Source organism: Paraburkholderia sp. BR10954, from assembly GCF_040965775.1.
GTDB classification, from domain to species: Bacteria; Pseudomonadota; Gammaproteobacteria; order Burkholderiales; family Burkholderiaceae; genus Paraburkholderia; species Paraburkholderia youngii.
The window spans coordinates 14,120-35,038 of sequence record NZ_JBFRCK010000013.1; the positions used below are offsets into that span (position 1 = coordinate 14,120).

General features: G+C 62.4%; 19 protein-coding genes. 8 read left to right on the forward strand and 11 right to left on the reverse strand.

The genetic code is table 11. The features are described from left to right. Positions 1-352: 352 nt before the first annotated feature. Both AB4Y34_RS19045 and AB4Y34_RS19050 read right to left on the reverse strand, forming a co-directional pair. Positions 353-568: a hypothetical protein gene (locus AB4Y34_RS19045; RefSeq protein ID WP_018433676.1), complete on the reverse strand. Its 216-nt coding sequence runs from the start codon at positions 566-568 to the stop codon at positions 353-355. A gap of 11 nt (positions 569-579) precedes the next feature. Further along, the gene (locus AB4Y34_RS19050) at positions 580-957 is read right to left on the reverse strand and encodes a hypothetical protein (RefSeq protein WP_176121532.1); all 378 of its coding nucleotides are present in this window, start codon (positions 955-957) and stop codon (positions 580-582) included. A gap of 924 nt (positions 958-1,881) precedes the next feature. Here AB4Y34_RS19050 and AB4Y34_RS19055 point away from each other — a divergent pair. Both AB4Y34_RS19055 and AB4Y34_RS19060 read left to right on the forward strand, forming a co-directional pair. After that, entirely contained in the window at positions 1,882-2,358 is a 477-nt protein-coding gene (locus AB4Y34_RS19055; protein ID WP_176378540.1) for a helix-turn-helix transcriptional regulator, read from the forward strand. A gap of 2 nt (positions 2,359-2,360) precedes the next feature. Then, positions 2,361-3,686, forward strand: coding sequence for a type II toxin-antitoxin system HipA family toxin (locus tag AB4Y34_RS19060; protein WP_368716863.1), 1,326 nt, complete (start codon positions 2,361-2,363; stop codon positions 3,684-3,686). A gap of 42 nt (positions 3,687-3,728) precedes the next feature. Here the strand turns inward: AB4Y34_RS19060 and AB4Y34_RS19065 are convergent, their stop codons facing one another. After that, positions 3,729-4,406 carry a FadR/GntR family transcriptional regulator gene (locus tag AB4Y34_RS19065; protein ID WP_368716864.1) on the reverse strand — a complete coding sequence of 226 codons (678 nt, stop codon included), beginning with the start codon at positions 4,404-4,406 and terminating at the stop codon, positions 3,729-3,731. Positions 4,407-4,628: 222 nt separating this feature from the next. Here AB4Y34_RS19065 and AB4Y34_RS19070 point away from each other — a divergent pair, with 222 nt between their 5' ends. The 4 genes from AB4Y34_RS19070 (at position 4,629) to AB4Y34_RS19085 (ending at position 9,766) form a co-directional block, all read left to right on the forward strand. Further along, a complete protein-coding gene (locus AB4Y34_RS19070; RefSeq protein WP_368716865.1) occupies positions 4,629-6,413 on the forward strand; it encodes a gamma-glutamyltransferase family protein in 1,785 nt (594 codons plus the stop codon). Positions 6,414-6,481: 68 nt separating this feature from the next. Further along, the gene (locus tag AB4Y34_RS19075; protein ID WP_176378536.1) at positions 6,482-7,909 is read left to right on the forward strand and encodes an MFS transporter; all 1,428 of its coding nucleotides are present in this window, start codon (positions 6,482-6,484) and stop codon (positions 7,907-7,909) included. A 40-nt stretch (positions 7,910-7,949) separates the two neighbouring features. After that, positions 7,950-8,513 carry a GAF domain-containing protein gene (locus AB4Y34_RS19080; protein ID WP_176378535.1) on the forward strand — a complete coding sequence of 188 codons (564 nt, stop codon included), beginning with the start codon at positions 7,950-7,952 and terminating at the stop codon, positions 8,511-8,513. After that, positions 8,510-9,766 (forward strand): MFS transporter, encoded by a 1,257-nt coding sequence (locus tag AB4Y34_RS19085; RefSeq protein WP_368716866.1) that lies wholly within the window; start codon positions 8,510-8,512, stop codon positions 9,764-9,766. The genes AB4Y34_RS19080 and AB4Y34_RS19085 overlap by 4 nt, the downstream gene beginning before the upstream one ends. 100 nt (positions 9,767-9,866) lie before the next feature. Here AB4Y34_RS19085 and AB4Y34_RS19090 read toward each other — a convergent pair whose 3' ends face one another. From AB4Y34_RS19090 to AB4Y34_RS19120, 7 genes are all read right to left on the reverse strand, one after another. Beyond that, positions 9,867-10,202 carry an RcnB family protein gene (locus tag AB4Y34_RS19090; protein ID WP_176111564.1) on the reverse strand — a complete coding sequence of 112 codons (336 nt, stop codon included), beginning with the start codon at positions 10,200-10,202 and terminating at the stop codon, positions 9,867-9,869. Between the two features lie 236 nt (positions 10,203-10,438). Next, complete coding sequence (arcA, locus tag AB4Y34_RS19095) at positions 10,439-11,698, reverse strand: arginine deiminase (protein ID WP_176111563.1); 1,260 nt, start codon at positions 11,696-11,698, stop codon at positions 10,439-10,441. A 50-nt stretch (positions 11,699-11,748) separates the two neighbouring features. Next, positions 11,749-13,170, reverse strand: coding sequence for a basic amino acid/polyamine antiporter (locus AB4Y34_RS19100; protein WP_368716867.1), 1,422 nt, complete (start codon positions 13,168-13,170; stop codon positions 11,749-11,751). A gap of 377 nt (positions 13,171-13,547) precedes the next feature. Then, entirely contained in the window at positions 13,548-14,891 is a 1,344-nt protein-coding gene (locus AB4Y34_RS19105; protein ID WP_176378531.1) for an ATP-binding protein, read from the reverse strand. Continuing rightward, positions 14,888-15,628 carry a response regulator gene (locus AB4Y34_RS19110; protein WP_176111560.1) on the reverse strand — a complete coding sequence of 247 codons (741 nt, stop codon included), beginning with the start codon at positions 15,626-15,628 and terminating at the stop codon, positions 14,888-14,890. Before AB4Y34_RS19110 ends, AB4Y34_RS19105 begins: the two co-directional genes overlap by 4 nt. A 7-nt stretch (positions 15,629-15,635) precedes the next feature. Further along, positions 15,636-15,758, reverse strand: a complete 123-nt coding sequence (locus tag AB4Y34_RS19115; RefSeq protein ID WP_255208695.1) for a hypothetical protein — start codon at positions 15,756-15,758, stop codon at positions 15,636-15,638. Then, complete coding sequence (locus AB4Y34_RS19120) at positions 15,755-16,126, reverse strand: GFA family protein (protein WP_176378530.1); 372 nt, start codon at positions 16,124-16,126, stop codon at positions 15,755-15,757. Before AB4Y34_RS19120 ends, AB4Y34_RS19115 begins: the two co-directional genes overlap by 4 nt. Positions 16,127-16,689: 563 nt before the next feature. Here AB4Y34_RS19120 and AB4Y34_RS19125 point away from each other — a divergent pair. Together AB4Y34_RS19125 and AB4Y34_RS19130 are read left to right on the forward strand one after the other, a co-directional pair. Next, positions 16,690-17,733, forward strand: coding sequence for a patatin-like phospholipase family protein (locus AB4Y34_RS19125; RefSeq protein WP_368716868.1), 1,044 nt, complete (start codon positions 16,690-16,692; stop codon positions 17,731-17,733). A gap of 2 nt (positions 17,734-17,735) precedes the next feature. After that, positions 17,736-19,232 (forward strand): GntP family permease, encoded by a 1,497-nt coding sequence (locus tag AB4Y34_RS19130; RefSeq protein WP_176378528.1) that lies wholly within the window; start codon positions 17,736-17,738, stop codon positions 19,230-19,232. 125 nt (positions 19,233-19,357) lie between these two features. Here the strand turns inward: AB4Y34_RS19130 and AB4Y34_RS19135 are convergent, their stop codons facing one another. After that, a complete protein-coding gene (locus AB4Y34_RS19135; RefSeq protein WP_176111996.1) occupies positions 19,358-20,761 on the reverse strand; it encodes a replication initiation protein in 1,404 nt (467 codons plus the stop codon). Between the last annotated feature and the right edge of the window lie 158 nt (positions 20,762-20,919).

The following is a 20,919-nucleotide window of genomic DNA, read 5'->3' on the forward strand; positions in this document are numbered from 1 at the left end:
TCGTGTTCTCTTGATGAGATGAAGGTTGCACCGCGCGCAGGCTGCTCTCTGCGTGGTGTGCGCATGCCGTCATCGCGACGGCTTCCGGTGTGGATATCCTAAGGGCTTTTAATCAGCGGTTCAAACTTTGTCGTCCGAGCGCGCGGCGCGGCATCGACGAAGACTGTGTATGACCGGATGATTGGCACGGCATGCTGGAGAGGCAAGATATGCCAGCGATGCTTTCGAGCTCGCTTCGCCCGACGCCTACGTGCTGCCCATCAAGGCCACATCATCGGGCCGTGCGCGTCAATAACGAAAAGCCGGGACGCAATCCGTGCCGCGCCCCGGCTTGCCTGCTCGCTGGCAATGACTAACGGCCGCGGATATTGCCGGCCACGCCGCCCGCCGCGCCGCCGATGATCGCGCCGGTCCACGCGTCGCCGCCAGAGATCGCCGCGATGCCCGCACCGGCGCCCGCGCCGAGTGCCGCGCCGCCTATCGTTCCCTGCGTCCGCGGGCTCATGTCCGTGCAACCGATCATCGCAGCCAGCGCGCCAATACTGACGATCCACCCAAGTCGTTTCATGATCGTTCTCCTTATTGATTTTTCTTCAGGCCGGGCACGACCATCTGGAACCAGAGGGTCTCGATCACCGGGTGCTGGATCATCGTGGGATTGGCCGCATAGTAGCTGTCGAGGCCTTGACGCACGCTGTCGAGTGTCTGGCCTTGCATGCCCTTGCCGAAGCGCTGCGCGATGTCATTGCTGTTCGCCGTGTTGCCGGCATAGGCGCGCTCGATGTCGATCACATTCGAGATACCGACCAGATACGCTTTCTTCTGCTCGTCGGTCGACTGCATCCATTGCTGGCCAGTGACGATTGGAATGTTTTCCGCACGCGCGACGTTGCCCATCATTGCCAGCGACAGAAAAGTCACGGATAACAGCGTTCGCCATTGTGGTTTGCTTGCCATCACATACTCCAGGGAAGTTATGTTCTCCAGCGGCCGGCCGGCGACCGCATCCGGCGGTGTCGATCGCGTTATTTGGAAGAGTGGTCCGTGGGTCTCGTCGATTCTCCTTTCAGGTTCATCGGTCGGCGCGGTTCGCCGGTTCAGGTTCTATTAGCATTGAGTCGTATCAGCGAATAGACACCTTGATGGCAGAAAATCTCGTGACGGATTGGAGTGATTTGCACACATGCTGTGTGCGCGCAACGATTGGAATCGCGTTGGCATCGCCGCGTAACGCACGCTATAGAGTCTACAGCCTTTTCTGCAATTTCCAAGCTCATTTCCGCTCGATGCACGCCGCGTGAAATTTGCGTCAATTTCATTCGACGAGCGAAACGAGTGCGATGCAATGCGCGTCAACATTCATCGGTTATCCTGCGCTCGATTGGGCGCTGGCGATATTGCTGGCGATTTTTATCGATGGCTATTCAGTGTTCTATCCACGCAATCCGAACACGGTTTCTTCTTCCTTTCGTGAATGTTCGTCTTCCTGATTGGATCGCATTAATTGAAAATGGTGTGAATCTGTCGATTTACGTTCGGGACGCTTGTGTTCTGGCATTACATGCGATTTTCTATTGATGCGTTTGTCCATCATCTTCATCGGTGACCAGCGGATCTCAGGCCGTCGTCTGCCGGCTAACGGGGCTCCGGTCGATCACACCTTGCCTGCGGCGGTTGGCTGCGCAGCAGCGAAGGGGGTGGCGGTGCGCGGTTGACCGTTAGTTGCGTGATGGCTACCGTGAAAGGGACAGCGTTTCAAATGGTTCCGCGCTCACCATTAACAGTCTTTAGCTTGTATTTGCCAAATACAGAGTATAGACTGTATCCGCAATTTACAGGTTTTGACCTGTTACGCCGCCACAGCCGAACCGGAGATCCACCGTGGACTACGCGATCAAGACACTGAGCCAGCTCAGACCGATCCTGCAGGGCTTCAGGAAGGCCGCCGGGCTCACTCAAACCGCGATGGCCGCCCATCTCGGCGTCACCCAACAGACCTACGCGCAACTCGAAGCGAATCCCTCGGCCGTCAGCGTCGAACGGCTCTTCAGGGTGTTACGGGTCTTGCAGGTCGATCTGAAGCTCACGCCGAGCGGATCGACGCAAAGCGTGGCCGTGGAAGACGCGCCGCCGGCCGCTGCAAAAGGCAACGCCATACGCACCACGCGCGCGCGAGCTGCGGCGCAGCGCGCGGCGACGACATCGCCCGGCGAGGCCAGCGACCGCGCCGCAGCCCAGGCATCGGGCACCAGCGCCAAAGCGGCCAAATCCGCCAGCACCGCCCAAAAGCCCAAAGCGGTCAAGCCCGCCAAGGCAACCAAAGCGGCCCGCACGAGCAAGAAACGGGAGGACTGGTAAGCATGGCGCGCAGCACACCGAACCGCCTGAACCTATGGATGAACGGCCTGCGGGTCGGCGCCTGGGAAACGGCACGCAGCGCCGAACGTCTGACCTATGCCGACGAATGGATTGACGATCCGCAAGGACGCCCGCTATCGCTGTCGCTGCCGTTCACACCAGGCAATCAGCCGTATCGCGGCCAGATCGTCGCCGACTATTTCGACAATCTGCTGCCCGACAGTGAACCGATCCGGCGCCGCATCGCCGCGCGCTACCGGACCGGCAGCACCACGCCGTTTGCGTTGCTCACCACGCTCGGACGCGACTGCGTCGGCGCTCTGCAACTGCTGCCGCCGGACGAAGAGCCGAATGACCTGACGAGCATCCACGGCCGCGAACTCAGCGACAGCGACATCGCGGCGCTGCTGCGCGGCACGACGACGGCGGCGCCGCTCGGGCAGCACAATCCGCTCGAAGACCTGCGTCTGTCGATCGCCGGTGCGCAGGAAAAAACCGCGCTGCTCCGTCATCACAACCGCTGGCTGCTGCCCGAAGGCAGCACGCCGACCACGCACATCTTCAAGCTGCCGCTCGGGCTCGTCGGCAACATGCGCGCCGATATGCGCACGTCGGTGGAAAACGAATGGCTGTGCTCGCGGATCGTCGCGGCTTACGGCCTCCCGGTCGCGCGTTGCGAAATCGCGCGATTCGACGAACAGAAGGTATTGATCGTCGAGCGCTTCGATCGCCGTTTGTCGAGCGACGCCACGTGGATCGTGCGTTTGCCGCAGGAGGACATGTGCCAGGCCACTGGTACGTCGGCGCTGCACAAGTACGAGTCCGACGGCGGACCGGGCATCGAGGCGATCATGGAGATACTCGCGGGCTCCGCCCGCGCGACGACGGACCGCCGCAACTTCTTCGCGACGCAGTTGGTTTTCTGGCTGCTCGCCGCGACCGATGGCCACGCGAAGAACTTCAGCATCGCGCATCTGCCCGGCGATCGCTACGAAGCCACGCCGCTCTACGACGTGCTGTCCGCGCATCCGATCATCGGCAGCGGTGCGGGACGTCTCGCGGCGCAAAAAGTGAAACTGGCGATGGCGGTTCGCGGCAAGAACGTCCACTACCTGCTCAATCAGATCCAGCGCCGGCATTGGGTCGCAGAAGGACAGCGCGTGGGCTTTTCCGCCACCGATGTCGATGCGCTGATCGATCAGTTGAGCGCGCAAACGGAGACGGTGATCGATACCGTCTCGTCGCGACTGCCCCCCGATTTTCCGCTGGACGTGGCCGATGCGGTCTTCGACGGCATGCGCCGGTTGAACCGGAAGCTTGCGCAGTAAAGCTCCGCCATCGCCTGACCAGCGCGCGGCACCACGGCAACCTCACGCACGCCGCGCCGCCGCTGCATCGGTCTTCGCCGACGCGCGCCACTGCACGCTCAGCAGGTGCTCGCGCATGCATTGCGCGGCCGCGTCCGCATCGCGCGCTTTCAGCGCATTGACGATCGCCTGATGCTGTTGCGCGAAAAACTGCCGCGTCTCCTGCGCGGACGTTTTCTCGCGAACCTCCGGCTTCACCCGCATGCCGTTGATCACCTCCATCAAAGCGATCAACGCGGGATTACGCGTGGCATGTCCGATCAGCAAATGAAAGCGATGATCCCATTGCTGCCACTCTTCGTCGTTTTTCGCGGCGGCATTTTTGCGTGCGCATTTCTCCAGTTCCTGCAGATCGTCGCCACTCGCTTTAGTAGCGGCCAGCGCGGCCAGCGCCGGTTCGAACAACAGCCGCATTTCCGCGATATCCGCGGGACTTGTACCGGCGCGCAAGCCGCGCAGCGTCGGCGCAAACTTCAGCGGCCGCGCGCCCAGATAGGTGCCGCGGCCGACGCCGCGCCAAACGCGCCCCGACGCCTCGAGTGAAGCGAGCGCCGCGCGCAACTCGCGGCGGCTCACGTCCAGTTCTTCGGCGAGCTTTCGTTCGGGCGGCAGCGCGTCACCGTCCTTCAACTGATGGTCGGCGATGTAGTCGAGCAGCACACCCAGTACCCGTTTTTCCATGTTATTCCGTGAACCAATTTGTATTGGTCTCAACGATACCAGAATCGCAGCGACTTGACACGGCAGCACCCGGTGATTTTTGATTCGCTATACTGGCTCGCAATTCGCGGGTTAACACCGGGTGCAACCCGGCTTCGTTAGACTTACGCTTTCATTTTCTCTAGTCGAACCATTAAATGTTGGTTCGAATCGTTCGGAGCCGTCGTCGCCAAGGAGTCGCGCATGTCGTTTACAACCCGTCCAGAACTGATCGGCACCTTCGGCATGGTGGCCTCGACGCACTGGCTCGCGAGCGCATCGGCGATGGCGGTCCTCGAAAAAGGCGGCAATGCGTTCGACGCCGCCGCTGCCGCCGGCTTCGTCCTGCAGATCGTCGAGCCGCATCTGAACGGTCCGGGTGGCGAACTGCCGGTGGTGTTCTACAGTGCGCGCGAAGAACGCGTGCGCGTGCTGTGCGGACAGGGCGTGACGCCCGCGCGCATGACCATCGAGCGGATGCGCAAGATGGGGCTCGACGTGGTACCGGGCACGGGCTTGCTGCCCGCGGTCGTGCCGGGCGCGTTCGGCGCGTGGATGGCGCTGCTGCGCGACTATGGCCAGTTGCCGCTCGAAGACGTGCTGAGCTATGCGATCGGCTACGCGGAAAGCGGCTATCCGGTGCTGCCGCGCATGGCATCGTCGATTTTCGCGATTCAGGAGTTCTTTCGCACCGAATGGACGACCTCCGCCGAGCAATGGCTGCGCAACGGCGAGGCGCCGATGCCGAACCAGTTGTTCGCGAATCCCGCGATCGCCGAAACCTACAAGCGCATCCTGCGCGAGGCGAACACTCGCAGCGATCGCGCCGAGCAGTGCGACCGCGCGCGCGATGCCTTCTATCGCGGCTTCGTCGCCGACGCGATCGACCAGTACTTCCGTTCGACCGCCGTACTCGACACCTCGGGCCTGCGCAACAGCGGCCTGCTCGATGCGGGCGACCTCGCGCGCTGGGAGCCGACCTACGAAGACCCGGTGTCGTACGACTACGCGGGCATGCGCGTGCACAAAACCGGCCCGTGGGGCCAGGGCCCGATGTTCCTGCAGCAGCTCGCGCTGCTGAAGGGCTTCGATCTCGGCGCGATGGACCCTCTCGGACCCGATTTCGTGCACACGGTGATCGAGTGCTCGAAGCTCGCATTCGCCGATCGCGAAGTGTTCTACGGCGACCCGGCGTTTTCCCATGTGCCGATGGACGTGCTGCTCAGCGACGCATACAACGGCGAGCGGCGTCGCCTCATCGATCCGCGCCGCGCGTCGTTCGAATTCCGCCCCGGGCTGCTCGGCGACAGCGAGCAACGCGCCGCGCGCATCGTCGCGAACGCCGGGCGCGAGCAGGCCGGCGGCTTCGGTCAGGGTGAGCCGACCTTCGCTCCACTGCCCGAATTGCGCGGCGACACCGTGCATCTCGACGTGGTCGACCGCTGGGGCAACATGGTGTCGGCTACGCCGTCGGGCGGCTGGCTGCAGGCATCGCCGGCGGTGCCGGGTCTCGGCTTCAACGTGACTACTCGCGCGCAGATGTTCTGGATGGAAGAAGGCCTGCCTTCATCACTCGGCCCGGGCCGCCGCCCGCGCACCACGCTGTCGCCGACCCTCGTCACGCGCGACGGCAAGCCGTACGCAGCCTTCGGCACGCCGGGTGGCGACCAGCAGGATCAGTGGTCGCTGCAACTGTTCCTCAAGCACGTGCATGGCGGGATGAACTTCCAGGCCGCCGCCGATGCGCCGTCGTTCCAGACCGCGCACTTCCCCGGCTCGTTCTATCCGCGCGCGATGCAGCTCGGCAAGATGTCCGCCGAGTCGCGCTTTCCGGACAGCACGCTCGCCGAACTCCGCGCGCGCGGCCACGATCTCACCGTCACGGAGCCGTGGGCGCTCGGCCGGGTCTGCGCGGTCGCGATCCGCAACGGTTTGATGCGAGGCGCGGCCACGCCGCGTCAGATGCAGGCTTACGCGATCGGCCGATAAGCGGCCCGAAGCAGCCATCAGCACAGAACGCGCGACCTCGTCGCGCGATTTCCTCAGGAGAAGTTGCCGTGTCCGCCGTCGCTGCCCGTCTTGAAAGACTTCCCCTATCGAGCTTTCACCGCAGACTGCTGCTGATCGGCGGGCTCGGGTACATGTTCGACGGACTCGATTCGTCGTCGCTCGCGTTCCTGCTGCCGGTCGTCAGCAAGCTGTGGCAATTGACGAGCGCGCAGACCGGCCTGGTCGCGAGCAGCACCTATATCGGCTATTTTTTCGGCGCATTCCTGTCGGGTGTGCTCGCCGATGTGATCGGCCGACGCCGCATCATGATGAGCGCGCTCGCCATCTATTGCGTCGCGTCGCTCGCGAGCGCAACCGCGCAGGACTGGCACACGTTCTTCGCATTGCGCGTCGTCGCGGGTTTCGGTTCGGGCGCGGAGACCGTCGTGATCGCGCCGTTTCTCGCCGAGTTCGTGCCGCGCCGCTATCGCGGCATTTTCTGCGGCGCGCTGGTCGGCTTCATGTCGTTCGGCTATCTGACCTCGTCGATTCTCGGCTTCGCGGTGGTGCGCAACTTCGCCGACGGCTGGCGCTATCTGGCGGTGATCACGTCGCTGCCCGTCGTGATGCTGCTGTGGTGGCGCCGCACGCTGCCCGAATCGCCGCGCTGGCTCGAAAGCCAGGGCCGTGCGGACGAGGCGAACGGCATCGTCGGCCGCATTGAGGCGGCGTTCGTCGAGCGCGGCATTGCGCTTGCTCCCGTGAGCGCGGCCAACGCGCTTCACGCGGTGCCCACGCCGGCCTCGACGCCGAAGCGCGGCAACGCGTGGCGCAACGTGCTCGCGCTGTGGTCGCCGCGACTCGCGCGCACGACCACGGTCAGTTGGCTGATGTGGTTCTCGGTTGCGTTCGCGTACTACTCGTTCTTCTCGTGGATCCCGAGCCTGCTGGTCAAGGAAGGACTGACGATGACGAAGAGCTTCGGCTATTCGATCGCGATCTATGGCGCGCAGATTCCCGGCTACTTCTCGGCGGCGTGGCTCAACGAGAAGATCGGGCGCAAGGCGGTGGTCGCTTCCTACATGCTGCTCGGCGGGATCGCTGCGATCACGCTAGCGGTTTCTCACACCGGCATACAGATCATGACCGCGGGCATCGCGCTGTCGTTCTTCATGAACGGCGCATTCGCCGGTGTCTACGCTTATACGCCGGAAGTGTTTCCGACCGCGGTGCGCACCACGGGCACGGGTTCGTCGTCATCGTTCGGCCGCATCGGCTCGGTCAGCGCGCCGATTCTCGTCGGCCTCGTTTATCCGCTGTTCGGCTTTCTCGGTGTGTTCGCGATGACCACGACGGTGCTGGTGATCGGCGCATGCGTGGTGTTCTTCCTCGGCATCGAAACGCGCAACCGCTCGCTCGAAGATATCGAAGCGAGCGAGCTCGAACCGGCTCACGACGCGCGAGGCCAGTTGAACTCCACCCGCATGCACAGCTGAATGGCACTGCGACTCTTCACATTTCCCGATCCAAAACGCGATGCAAACGATGCAAGGCAACCTGACCGAATCCGCACCGCACGATACGCAGACGCTGGATATCGCGGACCTCGAACGCCTCGCGCTAGCGATGCGCGTGAAAGGCCAACCACTTGAGCTGTTCCGCGCGGTTCACGCGGTGGCGGCAAAGGCGATAGGCCTGAGCCTGATTACGATCATGTCCTACGATGCGCAGCGACACGAGGTCGAACGGGTCTACACGAACATGCCGGACGTCTATCCACTGGGCGGCCGCAAAAGGAAGCAAGGCACCGCGTGGGCGCGGCAGATACTCCAGGAGCTGAAGCCATTTCGCGCCGCCACGTCGAAAGGCATTCGCGAGGCCTTCGACGATCATGCAGTGATGACAGGTATGGGTCTCGGCTCGATCCTGAACATCCCGATCGCCTATGACGGCGTGTGCATCGGTACGATGAACCTGACGCACGAGGAAGGCTGGTACACCAGCCGCCATGAAAGCATGGGCCTGCTGATCGGCGCCTTCCTTGCCCCCGCTCTCATCAAACAGGGTACGCAATCCCCCGCTTGCGTCGCGCGTTCATGAAAACACCATCCGATCTGCAACACTATCCAGCCGTGCCCCATCCGGCCGTCTCGCAAGGCCGCTGGGTGCTGGTCTTCGTGCTCGGCTACCTCGCGCTGATCGCCGATGGCGCCGACGTGATGATGTACGGCCTGACCCTGTCGCGCATCAAGGACGACTTCGGGCTGACCAACGTCGAAGCGGGCGCGCTCGGTAGTCTGACCTTGCTCGGCATGGCGATCGGCGGCATTGCCGGCGGTTGGGCGAGCGATCGTCTGGGCCGCGTGCGCGTCGTCGCGTGGGCGCTCGCGCTGTTCTCACTCGGCGCGGGGATGCTCGGGTTCACGCACAGCTTCATCGAATTCGCGGCGGTGCGCTTCGTCAGTTCCCTCGGCATTGGCTGCATGGTGCTGGTCACCACGCTGGTGGCCGAATACGTGCCGACCGAGCGGCGCTCGCTGGTGCTCGGCATGCTGCAAACCGGCATTTCGGCCGGCTATATCGTCGTGATCGCGCTCAGCAGCTGGATCCTGCCGCAGTACGGCTGGCGCACGCTGTACTACGTGTCGGCCGTGCCGGTGCTGCTCGCGTTCGCGATCAAGTTCGCGGTTCCCGAACCGGCCGCATGGCTCGCGAGCCGCGCCGCCGACCGCGCGAACAAGACGCGACTCGTCGACAATCGCTACGCGCAGATTTTCCGCGACCGCCAGGCACGCACGATGTTCATCCTGTGGACCTTCGCGTCGATCTTCGTGCTGTCCGGCTTTTACGGTCTGAACAACTGGCTGCCGACGTACCTCGAGAAAGAACTGCACATCAAGTTCAGTTCGCTGACCGGCTATATGATCGGCACGTACGTGGTCGCCTTCATCGGTAAGATCTTCGCGGGCTGGCTCGGTGATCGCTGGAGCCGGCGCGGCGTTTACGTGCTCGGCTGCATCGGTGCGGCGCTCTTTCTGCCCGTGATCATTTTCTGGCACACGCGCGACAACATTTCCACGCTGATGCTTTTCTTCGGCTTTCTGTACGGCGTGCCGCTCGGCACGATCGGCACGTTCATGTCCGAGAGTTTCGCGACGTCGGTGCGGGGCACCGCGGTGGGCGGCTCGTATAACCTCGGGCGCTTCTGTTCGGGGGCGGCGCCGATCGTCATTGGTTTTATCGCGACGCAGTTCTCGATCGGACTCGGCTTTCTCGTGGTCGGGGCGGTGTTCTTTTTGAGCGGCGTGACTGCATTGTTCGTTCCTGACCGGCTATACGATACGCAACAGTGAATCTATAGCGACCATGACGAGACGATGTCGTGTCAAAGAAATGCCCAGGACCCGGCGCTAAATCCTGGTCGGCGGATTCCCTGGGCACCAGGATGAAGCATTACTCGTTTCCGGCGACGATGTTGGAGATGGTCCAGTTGTTCGTCGTTACGAGCACATAATCGCCATTGACGCCTAGCCATTTATGCCCGCGCGGCGGCGCATTGAGGCCGTGTCCGCGCCAGTCGTCCATTATGAAATTGTAATGACGGTATTCGGTGGGCACACGTTGGCCTTTGTGCCAGTCACGATGCGGAATCGACGGCATCACCTGCTGACGGCCAGTACCGGCCATCTGGCCGCCCTCGTCCTGCGGCTGCGGTCCAGCCGCAATCGCGAACGCCGACACCCCGGCAAACGACAAGGCGACGAGTTGCGCAACAAAGCGATTATTCATGTTCGAACCTCCGTGCGGTGGAAGAAAGCTCCGGGCATTCACGTGATTGACGTGAAAAGTAATCGTCCAGCTACTCGCAGATTCATTAACTCGAACTTCATTGCAGCGAACGCTGGTCTACCGAACGTAATCCTTGCAAATCGCGAGATGCCAAATTCGATATTTCAGGCCTGCCTCCAAGTCGTTAAAAAGTATAGTAAAAGGAAGTTCGACTTCAAGCCGGACCGCCTGGCTGATCAATAGTCGACCGCATCGCGAATGATCGGGCAGGTCATGCAGTGACCGCCGCCACGTCCACGGCCCAGCTCCGCACCGACGATCGTAATCACCTCGATGCCCTGCTTGCGCAAAAGCGTGTTCGTGTACGTGTTGCGGTCGTATGCATAGACGACGCCCGGCGCCGCGCACACGAGGTTCGCACCGCTATCCCACTGCGTGCGCTCGCGCTGATAGTCGCTGCCGCCCGCCTCGACTACGCGCAGATGCTTGAGCCCGAGCGCCTCGGCGACGACATCGGTGAACGGCTTGTTTTCGGCGTGCAATTCGACGCCACTCGGATGACTGCTCGGCCGATACGAATAGGTGCGCGTCTTCGCCATGAAGTCCGGGGCCACCAGCACGCAATCGCGATCGGCGAACGTGAACACGGTATCGAGGTGCATCGCCGCGCGAATCTTCGGCATCGCCGCGACGATCACGCGCTCGGCCGCGCCCTTCTTGAACAGCGTTGCCGCCAGTTGACTGATGGCCTGACGCGAAGTGCGCTCGCTCATGCCGATCAGCACGACGCCCTTGCCGATCGGCATCACGTCGCCGCCTTCCAGCGTGGCGAGACCGTGATCCTGGGTCGGATCGCCCCACCACACGTTGACCTTGCCCGCGAAGTCGGGGTGGAACTTGTAGATCGCCGTGGTCAGGATCGTTTCTTCGTGACGGGCCGGCCAGTACAGCGCATTCAGCGTGACGCCGCCATAGATCCAGCAGGTCGTGTCGCGCGTGTACAGCGTGTTCGGCAACGGCGGCAGCAGATATTCGGTACCGCCCGCCGCTTCCTTCGCAACTTCCAGCGCCTTGCCGCCGTGCGCTTCCGGGAAGTCGTGCGTGGATAGCCCGCCAATCAGCGTTTCGGCCAGCTTGCGATTGTCGAGCCCTTCCAGATAGCTTCTCAATTCATCGATAAAGCCGAGGCCGACCTGGTTCGGCACCACCTGGTTGTCCAGAATCCATTTCTTGCCTTCGTGCACCGCGACCGTTTCGGAGAGCAGATTGTGCATCTCCACCACTTCGACGCCACGGTCGCGCATCTTCGTGACGAAGTCGAAGTGGTCGCGCTTCGCGTTCTCGACCCACAGTACGTCGTCGAACAGCAGTTCATCGCAATTGCTCGGGGTAAGACGCTGATGCGCGAGCCCCGGTGCGCAGACCATCACTTTGCGCAGCTGCCCGACTTCCGAATAGACGCCCAATTCACCCGCTTTCGCGTCCGTGTTCGCCATGATGACCTCCTGAATATCAGTGGTGACCCACTCTGAGCAATCTGATGTCGTTAGATTGTGATCCTTCCGGTTACGAGGGCGTAGATGCCGATGATCGCGCCAATGACGATGACGGTAAAGATGAACCAATCGGAAATGATGAAAACGTTCTTGCTCTGCTCTCGTCGCGCCCAAAAATAAAGAGCTGTGCCGGGCGCGTACAGCACCGCGGCAAGCAGAATGAATTTCAGGCCGCCCGCGAAGATCATGAATGAGGTGTAGATCACGGCGATCGCGGCCATGATCAGGTCGCGCCGGCGCTCGTCGGCGCGAAGGTCGTAACCGTCGCCGCGATTCGCGTTCATGCATCCGAAAACCGCAACGAGCAGGTACGGAATCAACGACATCGCGCTCGTCAGATTCAACATCAGCGCGAATGCATCGCGCGAGAAGTACGTGCTGATGACGAGCAACTGCACCACGATGTTGGTCAGCCACAATGCATTAGCCGGCGTCTTGTTGATGTTTTCCTTGCCGAAGATCGCAGGCATGTCTTCGGTCCTCGCCGCCGAGAACAACACTTCGGCGCAGATCAACGACCAGGCCAGATAAGCGCCGAGCACCGAAATCAGCAGACCTATGCTGACGAAAACGGCGCCCCAGTGACCGACCACCGCTTCGAGCACCGCAGACATCGACGGCTGCCGCATCGCCGCAATGTCCACGCGCTCGAGCACCGCATAAGGCAGCATCGTCACGAGCACCATCAGCGAGGTGACGACGACGAAGCCGAATATCGTCGATTGCCCGACGTCGGAGCGCTTCTTTGCATAACGGGAATAAACGCTCGCCCCTTCGATGCCGATAAACACGAACACGGTGACCAGCATCGTGGCCCGCACCTGCTCGAAGATATTGCCTTCGAGACCGCCGCCGTAGAGGTTGGCCTGGAACAGATCCATCCGAAAGCCGAACAACAGGATCAGAATGAACACCAGAATCGGAATGATCTTGGCGACCGTAACAATACTGTTGATGAAGGCCGCCTGCTGCACGCCTTTCAGGATCATGTAATGAAATAGCCAGATGCCGATCGAAGCAACGACGATCGCGACGACCGTATTACCGTCGCCGAACACCGGAAAAAATGCGCCGAGTGTGGACTTGATCAGCACCCAGTAAGAAACATTGCCGATACAACTGCTGATCCAGTAGCCAAATGCGGAAAGAAAGCCCGGATAGTCGCCAAAGCCCGCTCTCGCATACGCAAACACGCCGGCGTCCAGTTCTGGCCTTCTTTCCGCCAGCGTCTGAAACACGCGCGCCAGCATATACATGCCGGTGCCCGCAATCAGCCATGCGATCAGGGCGCCCAGCGGACCGGTGGCGTCGGCGAAGGTACGCGGTAGGGAAAATATCCCGGCTCCGACCATGCCCCCAACGACCATCCCGGTGAGTTGCATTTTTGAAAGCTTTTGTGGAGTGGACGCCATTCGGATTCCTTTTTAGTGACCCAACACGGATCTGTAATCAGATTCGAACGAAACGTGTCTCTCGGCCAATCTTGCTGTCGATCAGCCGCGTTACTCTGCAACCACCACACGAAAAGAATGGTCTGTCCGTTGACGTTTGTCAATTTATCGCCGCGTGCATCGATAAGCCGCATTCAATATCGATGATTTAACAATGATGCGACGTGTCGCATCACCAACGCGGTTTTCTCGAATGATGGGGAATCGCTGAAGCGAGCTGAAAATGTGGTCGCTCAGAACTACTGATAAGCGGCTGAGCGACAGCTCGGAATGACGCGCGAACGTCATCAATGGTCCAAACCCGATGACGATTTCGCAGTGGCGGGGATCGGGCCCAACTATGACTCGCGCAACTTCCTCAACGTCAGCCGCGCTTCGAGGCCACCGCCAACGCGGTTGTGCAGCGTGAGCGTCGCGTCCATCGCGAGCGCGAGTTGCCGCGCGATCGCGAGCCCCAGCCCCGTGCCGCCCGTTTGACGATTGCGCGAATCTTCGAGTCGCACGAACGGCTCGAACACCGTCTCCAGCGACTCGGCCGGAATGCCGGGACCGCGATCGAGCACCGACACGGTCGCCTCGCCATCGTGCAACGCGCCGATCTCGATCTGCGCGGCGCCGGCGTACCTCAGCGCGTTATCGACCAGATTGCCGACGATGCGCTTCAACGCCTGTGGACGCAACCTCAGCGACTGGCCGAACTGGCCCTGCAGCGACACTTGCTGGCCGGCGTCCACGTAATCGCAGACGAGGCTATCGAACAGTGCATCGGGATCGATGCGGCGCGGCACTTCGGTCGTGCCGTGCATCGTGCGCGCATAGGTGACCCCTTCCTTGACCAGCGCCTCCATTTCCTGCAGGTCCTGGCGCAGCTTCGCGGCTTCGCTGTCGTCATCCATCGTGTCGACGCGCAAACGCATGCGCGTGATCGGCGTCTGCAGATCGTGCGAAATCGCCGCGAGAATCTGCATGCGCTCGGTCATGTACGTGGCGATCCGATCCTGCATCGCGTTGAACGCGCGCGCGGCGCGCGCCACTTCGGACGGACCGGCTTCGGGCAGACGGTCGGCCTTCAGGTCGGGGCCGAGCGTGTCGGCCGCGACTGCGAGCTGATTCAGCGGGCGCGTCGCGAGCCGCACCGCCAGCCAGCAGCAGGCGCCGAGCACGAGCAATTGCAGCGTCAGCACGAGCGGCAGCCAGCGCGACAACGGTGCGCCGGGCATCGGCCGCAGATCGATGGTGAGCGGCGTACCGTCGCTCAGTTTCAGGTGCACCTGCAGACGCTCGCGATCGCCTGGCACCGCGTTGACGGTCAACGGATAGCGCGTGCCGATGCCGTCGCCGATCGATTGCGCGACGCGCGCCGACAGGCTTGCGTCGACCGGTGCGCCGGCCACGCCCTCGCCGAGCACGAACTCGTAACTGCGCCGCGCAAGGCGCGGCAGCCACTGGGCGCGTTCGTCGGGCGGCAGATGGTCGAGCAGCGCGACCGAGCTCGCCACCTCACGCTCGATGTAGCCCATCATGATGTTGGTCATCGTCTGGTCGCGCTCGGTCATCGTGAGCCAGAACGACAGCGCCTGCGCGAGCGCGAGCCCGACGAACAGAATCACCGCGAGCCGCGCGAACAGCGTGCGCGGCCAATGTGGCCAGCGCAGCAACGACGGTGACACAGATACGCTCATTGCGGATCTCCGATCGCGGTGACCGCTGCCGAAAACACGTAGCCCTCGCTGCGCAGCGTCTTGATGTAGCGCGGCTCGCGCGCGCCGTCGCGCAGGCGCTGACGCAGGCGGCTCACCATCAGATCGATCGAGCGGTCGAACGGATCGGCCTGGCGTCCCTGGGTCAGGTTCAGCAGCTGGTCGCGCGTGAGCACGCGCTGCGGGTGATCGAGAAACACGCGTAACAGACGGTACTCTGCGCCGCTCAACGCCACTTCGGTGCCGTCCGCGTCGAGCAGATGGCGCGCGGTCGTGTCGAGCCGCCAGTCGCCGAAGCACAGCATCGGCGCCGACTCCGTCACTTCCATGCCGGGCGGCAACATGCGCGCGCGGCGCAGCACCGAGCGGATTCGCGCGAGCAGCTCGCGTGCGGCGAACGGTTTGGTCAGGTAATCGTCGGCGCCCATTTCGAGCCCGACGATCCGGTCCGCTTCCTCGCTGCGCGCCGTCAGCATCAGAATCGGCACCGCGCGGAACTTGCCCGCGCGCAGCTCGCGGCACAGCACGAGGCCGTCTTCGCCGGGCAGCATCAGGTCGAGCACGATCAGGTCGGGCGCGCCGTTCTCGAGCGCGGCGCGCATCTGGCGGCCATTGGCCGCAAGCGTGACGCGCACGCCGTTTTTCTCGAGGTATCCCGCGAGCAGTTCGCGGATACCGCGATCGTCGTCGACGATCAGTACGTGGTCGGAGGTTTCCATCGACGGATTACCTGCCGCGGCGTTTAAGTTGCACGCCGCTCGATTGGATCAGTGAACACTGCAACGGATGCGCGAGTTCCGCCGCGAAGCCGCCCACGACGAACACGGCGATGGCAAACAGGCGTTTCATGCGTCCTCCAGCACGGAAAGACTCGCGCCGTCGGCCACGCTGGCTTCGAGCGCATAAGGATCGACCCCGTCGAGGCAGCCGATATTGACGCGCCATTGCAGCGGATCCCTGCGCGTCTGATGAAAAGGATAGATGCCGCAATGCTTGCAGAAGTAGTGTTTCGCGACCTTCGTGTTGAACTGGTACAGCGTCAGCGAATCCTCGCCACTCAGAATCTTCAGTTGACTCGCGGGAAAGAGCGGCGTCATCAGCGCGCCCTTGCGGCGGCACAGGCTGCAGTTACAGCGGCCGGCCGGAACGATTTCGGTGCGAACTTCGAACTTGACGGCCCCGCAGTGACAGGACCCTTGCAGCAACCCGGCGCTCATGGTGATCTCCGTGATTTGACGATGCCTGCTTTTATAGCCTGGTTCATCAGTCGAATTATGTCGTAATGTATCCGGCCGCCGAGACGATACATTACATTGCAATAAGCCGTGGCAATTAGCGCAAGGCGAAACAGCGAAGTTTAAGCGCGCGCGAATTAGCATTTAAGCGGCACGCGCAAAACGGATAATGCGGGTTGATTCATTGCCGCCGCATTGTCGCGCTCCCCCTGCAAAGATACTCCGGTTATCCATGATTATGTGAGCGCCTCGGCGAGGCGCGTCAGCCGGGCTCCCCACACGCTGTTTTTTACCTCGGCGTGACCAACCGGCTTTCTCTGTCCCGCCTGACTGGCCGGCATTGCCAGGCACAATCGCGCGGCGCCTCGAATACGCTTGACTTTTAATCACTAGCCACTTCCAATACCAATGGTGCAGTGCGATGCTTCACCTCTGAAACACGCCTCACGTCATTCGGTAATTCAAAGCATTGGCCAGCAGTTCATTCGTCCGCCGCGCATGCGGCGTCAGCTCGAAATGGAGCACTCCTCATCACGGGAGTCGTCTTGGCTGCAAGAAAAAACCAACCCACTCGCCGCGAACCCGCCCTTATCGATCTCGCATTGCAGGGTGGCGGTTCGCACGGTGCTTTTACATGGGGCGTCCTCGACCGTTTGCTCGAAGAGTCGTGGCTGCAGATCGAAGGGATATCGGGTACGTCGGCTGGCGCGATGAACGCCGCGGTGCTGGTAAGCGGCTACCAGGTGGGCGGCGCGGCCGGCGCGCGCGCCGCGCTCGAAGCGTTCTGGCGGCGAGTATTCGAAGCGTCGGTGTACAGCCCGTTTCGCCGCAGCCCGTTCGACGTATTGATGGGCCGCTGGACGCTCGACTACTCGCCGTTCTTCATCGCGATGGACCTCGCGGCGCGGGTGTTTTCTCCGTACGACCTGAACCCGCGCGGCGTCCATCCGCTGGCGAAGATTCTGCAGGACTCGATCGATTTCGGGCATCTGCGCGACGCGCCGATCAAGCTGTTCATTACAGCGACGCGCGTGCGCACGGGCCAGGCGCGTGTGTTTCGCAATGGCGACCTGACGCCCGACGTGCTGCTCGCCTCCGGCTGCCTGCCCACGCTGTTCCAGGCCGTGCAGATAGACGGTGAATACTACTGGGACGGCGGCTACGCCGGAAATCCGACCATCACGCCGCTGGTACGCGAATGCACGTCGAGCGATACGCTGCTGATTCAGGTCAATCCCGTCGTGCGGGATGAAACACCACGCACCGCGCGCGACATCATCAGCCGCCTGAACGAAGTCGCGTTCAACGCGCCGCTGCTGAAAGAGCTGCGCATGATCGCGCTGCTGCGGCGCGCCGCGGACGCCGGCAGCGACGAAGGCCGCCATTGGGCGGCGATGCGGATCCATCGGATCTCGAGCGAGCTGATGACCGAACTCGGCTACTCGTCGAAACTGAACGCCGAGTGGAGCTTTCTGACGATGCTGCGCGACGAAGGCCGACGCGCCGCGGACGCGTTCCTCATCGAGCACGCCGATTCGATTGGCGTGCGCTCCTCGCTGGATCTCGACGCGTTGCTCGAGGGAGTCTGACCATGGAAGTCATCACCGTGTCCCCGCTCGCGATCGGTCTCGGACTCTTTGGCATGCTCGCGAGTCTCGCGCTGCTGATCGCCTTCGCATACCGCGGCTGGACCGTGCTGCTGCTCGCACCGTTCGCCGCGATGCTGGCCGCCGCGATTTCGGGCGAACCGATTCTCGCGCACTGGACCCAGACCTTCATGCTCAGCGCCGCGCGCTTTCTCGCGCAGTTCTTCCCGTTGTTCCTGCTCGGCGCGCTGTTCGGCAAGCTGATGGAAGACAGCGGCTCCGTGAAGGCGATCGCCAGTTACATGACCGAGAAGCTTGGCGCGCATCGGGCGATTCTCGCCGTCGTGATCGGTGGCGCGCTCGTCACCTATGGCGGTGTCAGCCTCTTCGTCGCGTTCTTCGTGCTCGCGCCGATGGCCACCGCCCTATTCCAGGCCGCCAATATCCCGCGCCGTCTGATGCCGGCCGCGATCGCGCTCGGCACGCAGACATTCACGATGTCCGCGCTGCCGGGCACACCGGCGATCCAGAACGCGATCCCGATGCCGTTCTTTGGTACGACGCCGTTTGCGGCGCCCGGGCTCGGCATCGTCGCGAGTATCGTGATGGTGGCGTTCGGGCTGTGGTGGTTGTCCTTGCAGCAATCGCGCGCGAAGGCGGCCAACGAAGGATTCGACGGACTCAACGCGGCGGTGAAATCCACCAGGGCGTCGGCCAGCGACAACCTCGTGCGCGAACGCGCGAGCGTCTCGCAGAGTTTCGATCCGGAGGAAGCGAAACGCGGGCACCTCAGCGAGGATCTGCCGTCGTTCGGCGTCGCGCTCGCGCCGCTCGTGCTCGTCGTGCTGACGAACTTCGTGATGAACGTGATCGTGCTGCCGCGCATCGACGCGGACTATCTGGCCGAAGTCCGTTGGGGTGAGACGTCGCTTTCGGCAGTCGCCGGAGTGTGGGGCGTGTGCGTGGCGCTCGTCGTCGCGATCGTGGTGCTCGTGCTGGTCAATCGGCGCCGCCTGCCGGCGCTGCGCGAGACGATCGACGCGGGCGCGAATGCATCGGTGCTGCCTGTGCTCAACGTCGGCAGTCTGGTCGGCTATGGCGCGGTGATTGCCGCGTTGCCCGCGTTCGCGCTCGTGCGCGAATGGGTGCTCAGCGTCGGCGGTGGTCCGCTCGTATCGCTCGCGGTCGCGACGAACCTGCTCGCGGGATTGACCGGTTCGGCTTCAGGCGGTCTCACGATCGCGCTCGACGCGCTCGGCGGCACCTATCTTCAACTGGCCGCGCAACACGGCATCGACCCGGCGCTGCTGCATCGGGTCGCCGTGATGTCCTCCGGGACACTCGATAGCCTGCCGCACAACGGCGCGGTCGTGACGCTGCTTGCGGTATGCGGCTCGAACCATCGTGAGAGCTATCGCGATATCGTGATGGTCGCGATTCTCGGCGCGTTGCTCGCGCTGGTTGTGGTGATCGTGCTGGGCTCGCTGCTTGGCACGTTCTGAGGGTTTTGTGCTTTCTAAAGTATCGAGGGGTCTTGCGCTGAAGTTGCTGTTCGTCAGTGCAAGACCCCTTTCCTGTTGCTGCTCGGCCGAGTCTGGATTGCTTGCCTGCTGACTAGCCGCTCACTTCACGCTGCCGCGCGCGCCGCATTCATCCGGCCGAACACGAACTGCCCCAGATACCAGACCAGCTCCGTATTCGCGAGGATCGCATCTTCGGTGACCGTCGACGGTTCGAGCTTCATCCGACGCAGCATCAGCTTGCCTTCGCGCGATGTCGTCCACGCATGCATCAGTTCCTTGCGCGTCTTCGCATCCGCGGCGTTGAAATGATCGCGGCCCTTGCGCGAATCCTCGTTCATGCGCGCACGCACTTCTTCTTCACGCGTCGCGATGCTGTTCGCCAGGGTCTTTCTCGTTTCGGTCTTGGCTGCCTGTTCCTGCGCCTCGTCCGCGAGCAGTTTGGCTTGCACGTCGACCATCGTGCGCTCGGCGTCGGAGATCTTCCAGTTGTCGCGTAGCGCGCGCATCAGATAGCCCGCGGGACTCTTCTTGACCTGGCCGCGCTTGATTCTGAAACGCGTGTATTCGACGGCCTGCTGAATGCGTTCGTCGGTCCACAGTTCGCGGTTCTCCGAAATCTCGCTGAACTGCTTGGTCGACAGCCCGAACTCGTCGGTGAGAATCTTGTACAGATGGCTCGCGTCGGCGAGGCTCGCGAGTACCGCGTCGGCTGTGTCCTTACGCTTGAGCAGGAAGCGGATGCGGTCGATTTTCTTCGACGTGGTGGATTCAGTCCGCGTCTCGTAGGACATCTCGACGTCCGACACTTCGTTGATCTCGCGCACCGCCGGTTCGAGCCAATCGCGCTTGAAGTATTTGAAGATGGCGGCGTTCGCGCCCATTTTGCCGGGCCAGTTGCGCATTTCCTCGAGCTGGATCCAGTCGGTGCGTCCTGCGGGAACGTTGGGCAAAACCTTGTCGTAGATCGCGCGCGCGAGACTGCGCGTGAACGCGGTGGAAATGCGCAAGCTCAGCCAGTGAGATTTCTGCGGATCGCGGATATGCGGCACGAGCCGTGGATGGACGTCGAAACGCATACGCCCGCGATGAAAGCCGACCATACCGATCAGTTGGACCTGCACCCACAGGTCGTCTTCACTGGGATCGCGGTCCGCGGGCGTATTCGTCACGCGAACTTTCGCGTTCTGAGCTTCGTCGGCGATCGTGCGCAAATGCTTCAGGTTGCGGCTATCGTAGCGCATCAGCCACTTGAAGTAGTTGAGTTCGACGTCGTACTGATCGCGTTGCTCGGGCTCCTGCGCGACGATGAAGTACGCGGCATCGAGAAAACGCCGCGCCGGCAGTCCCATGTTGACGATCTCGGTGAAGAAATCGTTGCGCTGATAACCGATCTCGCGATTGGCCTCGTTGATGCGCAATCCCTGATCGAACATGTCTTCGAACAGCGCGAGCGCCATCTGGCGTGACGTCGCTTTCGACTTGCCCTCTTCCGGATTGTCCGCGGCCATGTTCTTCATCCACTTTTTAGCTCCCGGGACTGTAAGCATGCGGTGGTGAGCTGTCAACACACAGAACCTCACCATCACAACGACGGCGGCGGTGGCCACTTTTTCGCCATTCCGCGATTTGGCACACAGAACCTCACCATCTACACAAGGAACCTCAC

Excerpts from the sequence above, each read along its gene's own strand:
- AB4Y34_RS19045 (WP_018433676.1), bottom strand. The coding sequence starts at position 568 with ATGAAACGACTTGGGTGGATCGTCAGTATTGGCGCGCTGGCTGCGATG.
- AB4Y34_RS19050 (WP_176121532.1), bottom strand. The coding sequence starts at position 957 with ATGGCAAGCAAACCACAATGGCGAACGCTGTTATCCGTGACTTTTCTG.
- AB4Y34_RS19060 (WP_368716863.1), top strand. The coding sequence starts at position 2,361 with ATGGCGCGCAGCACACCGAACCGCCTGAACCTATGGATGAACGGCCTG.
- AB4Y34_RS19065 (WP_368716864.1), bottom strand. The coding sequence starts at position 4,406 with ATGGAAAAACGGGTACTGGGTGTGCTGCTCGACTACATCGCCGACCAT.
- AB4Y34_RS19070 (WP_368716865.1), top strand. The coding sequence starts at position 4,629 with ATGTCGTTTACAACCCGTCCAGAACTGATCGGCACCTTCGGCATGGTG.
- AB4Y34_RS19080 (WP_176378535.1), top strand. The coding sequence starts at position 7,950 with ATGCAAACGATGCAAGGCAACCTGACCGAATCCGCACCGCACGATACG.
- AB4Y34_RS19085 (WP_368716866.1), top strand. The coding sequence starts at position 8,510 with ATGAAAACACCATCCGATCTGCAACACTATCCAGCCGTGCCCCATCCG.
- AB4Y34_RS19090 (WP_176111564.1), bottom strand. The coding sequence starts at position 10,202 with ATGAATAATCGCTTTGTTGCGCAACTCGTCGCCTTGTCGTTTGCCGGG.
- arcA (WP_176111563.1), bottom strand. The coding sequence starts at position 11,698 with ATGGCGAACACGGACGCGAAAGCGGGTGAATTGGGCGTCTATTCGGAA.
- AB4Y34_RS19100 (WP_368716867.1), bottom strand. The coding sequence starts at position 13,170 with ATGGCGTCCACTCCACAAAAGCTTTCAAAAATGCAACTCACCGGGATG.
- AB4Y34_RS19105 (WP_176378531.1), bottom strand. The coding sequence starts at position 14,891 with ATGAGCGTATCTGTGTCACCGTCGTTGCTGCGCTGGCCACATTGGCCG.
- AB4Y34_RS19110 (WP_176111560.1), bottom strand. The coding sequence starts at position 15,628 with ATGGAAACCTCCGACCACGTACTGATCGTCGACGACGATCGCGGTATC.
- AB4Y34_RS19115 (WP_255208695.1), bottom strand. The coding sequence starts at position 15,758 with ATGAAACGCCTGTTTGCCATCGCCGTGTTCGTCGTGGGCGGCTTCGCG.
- AB4Y34_RS19120 (WP_176378530.1), bottom strand. The coding sequence starts at position 16,126 with ATGAGCGCCGGGTTGCTGCAAGGGTCCTGTCACTGCGGGGCCGTCAAG.
- AB4Y34_RS19130 (WP_176378528.1), top strand. The coding sequence starts at position 17,736 with ATGGAAGTCATCACCGTGTCCCCGCTCGCGATCGGTCTCGGACTCTTT.
- AB4Y34_RS19135 (WP_176111996.1), bottom strand. The coding sequence starts at position 20,761 with ATGGCCGCGGACAATCCGGAAGAGGGCAAGTCGAAAGCGACGTCACGC.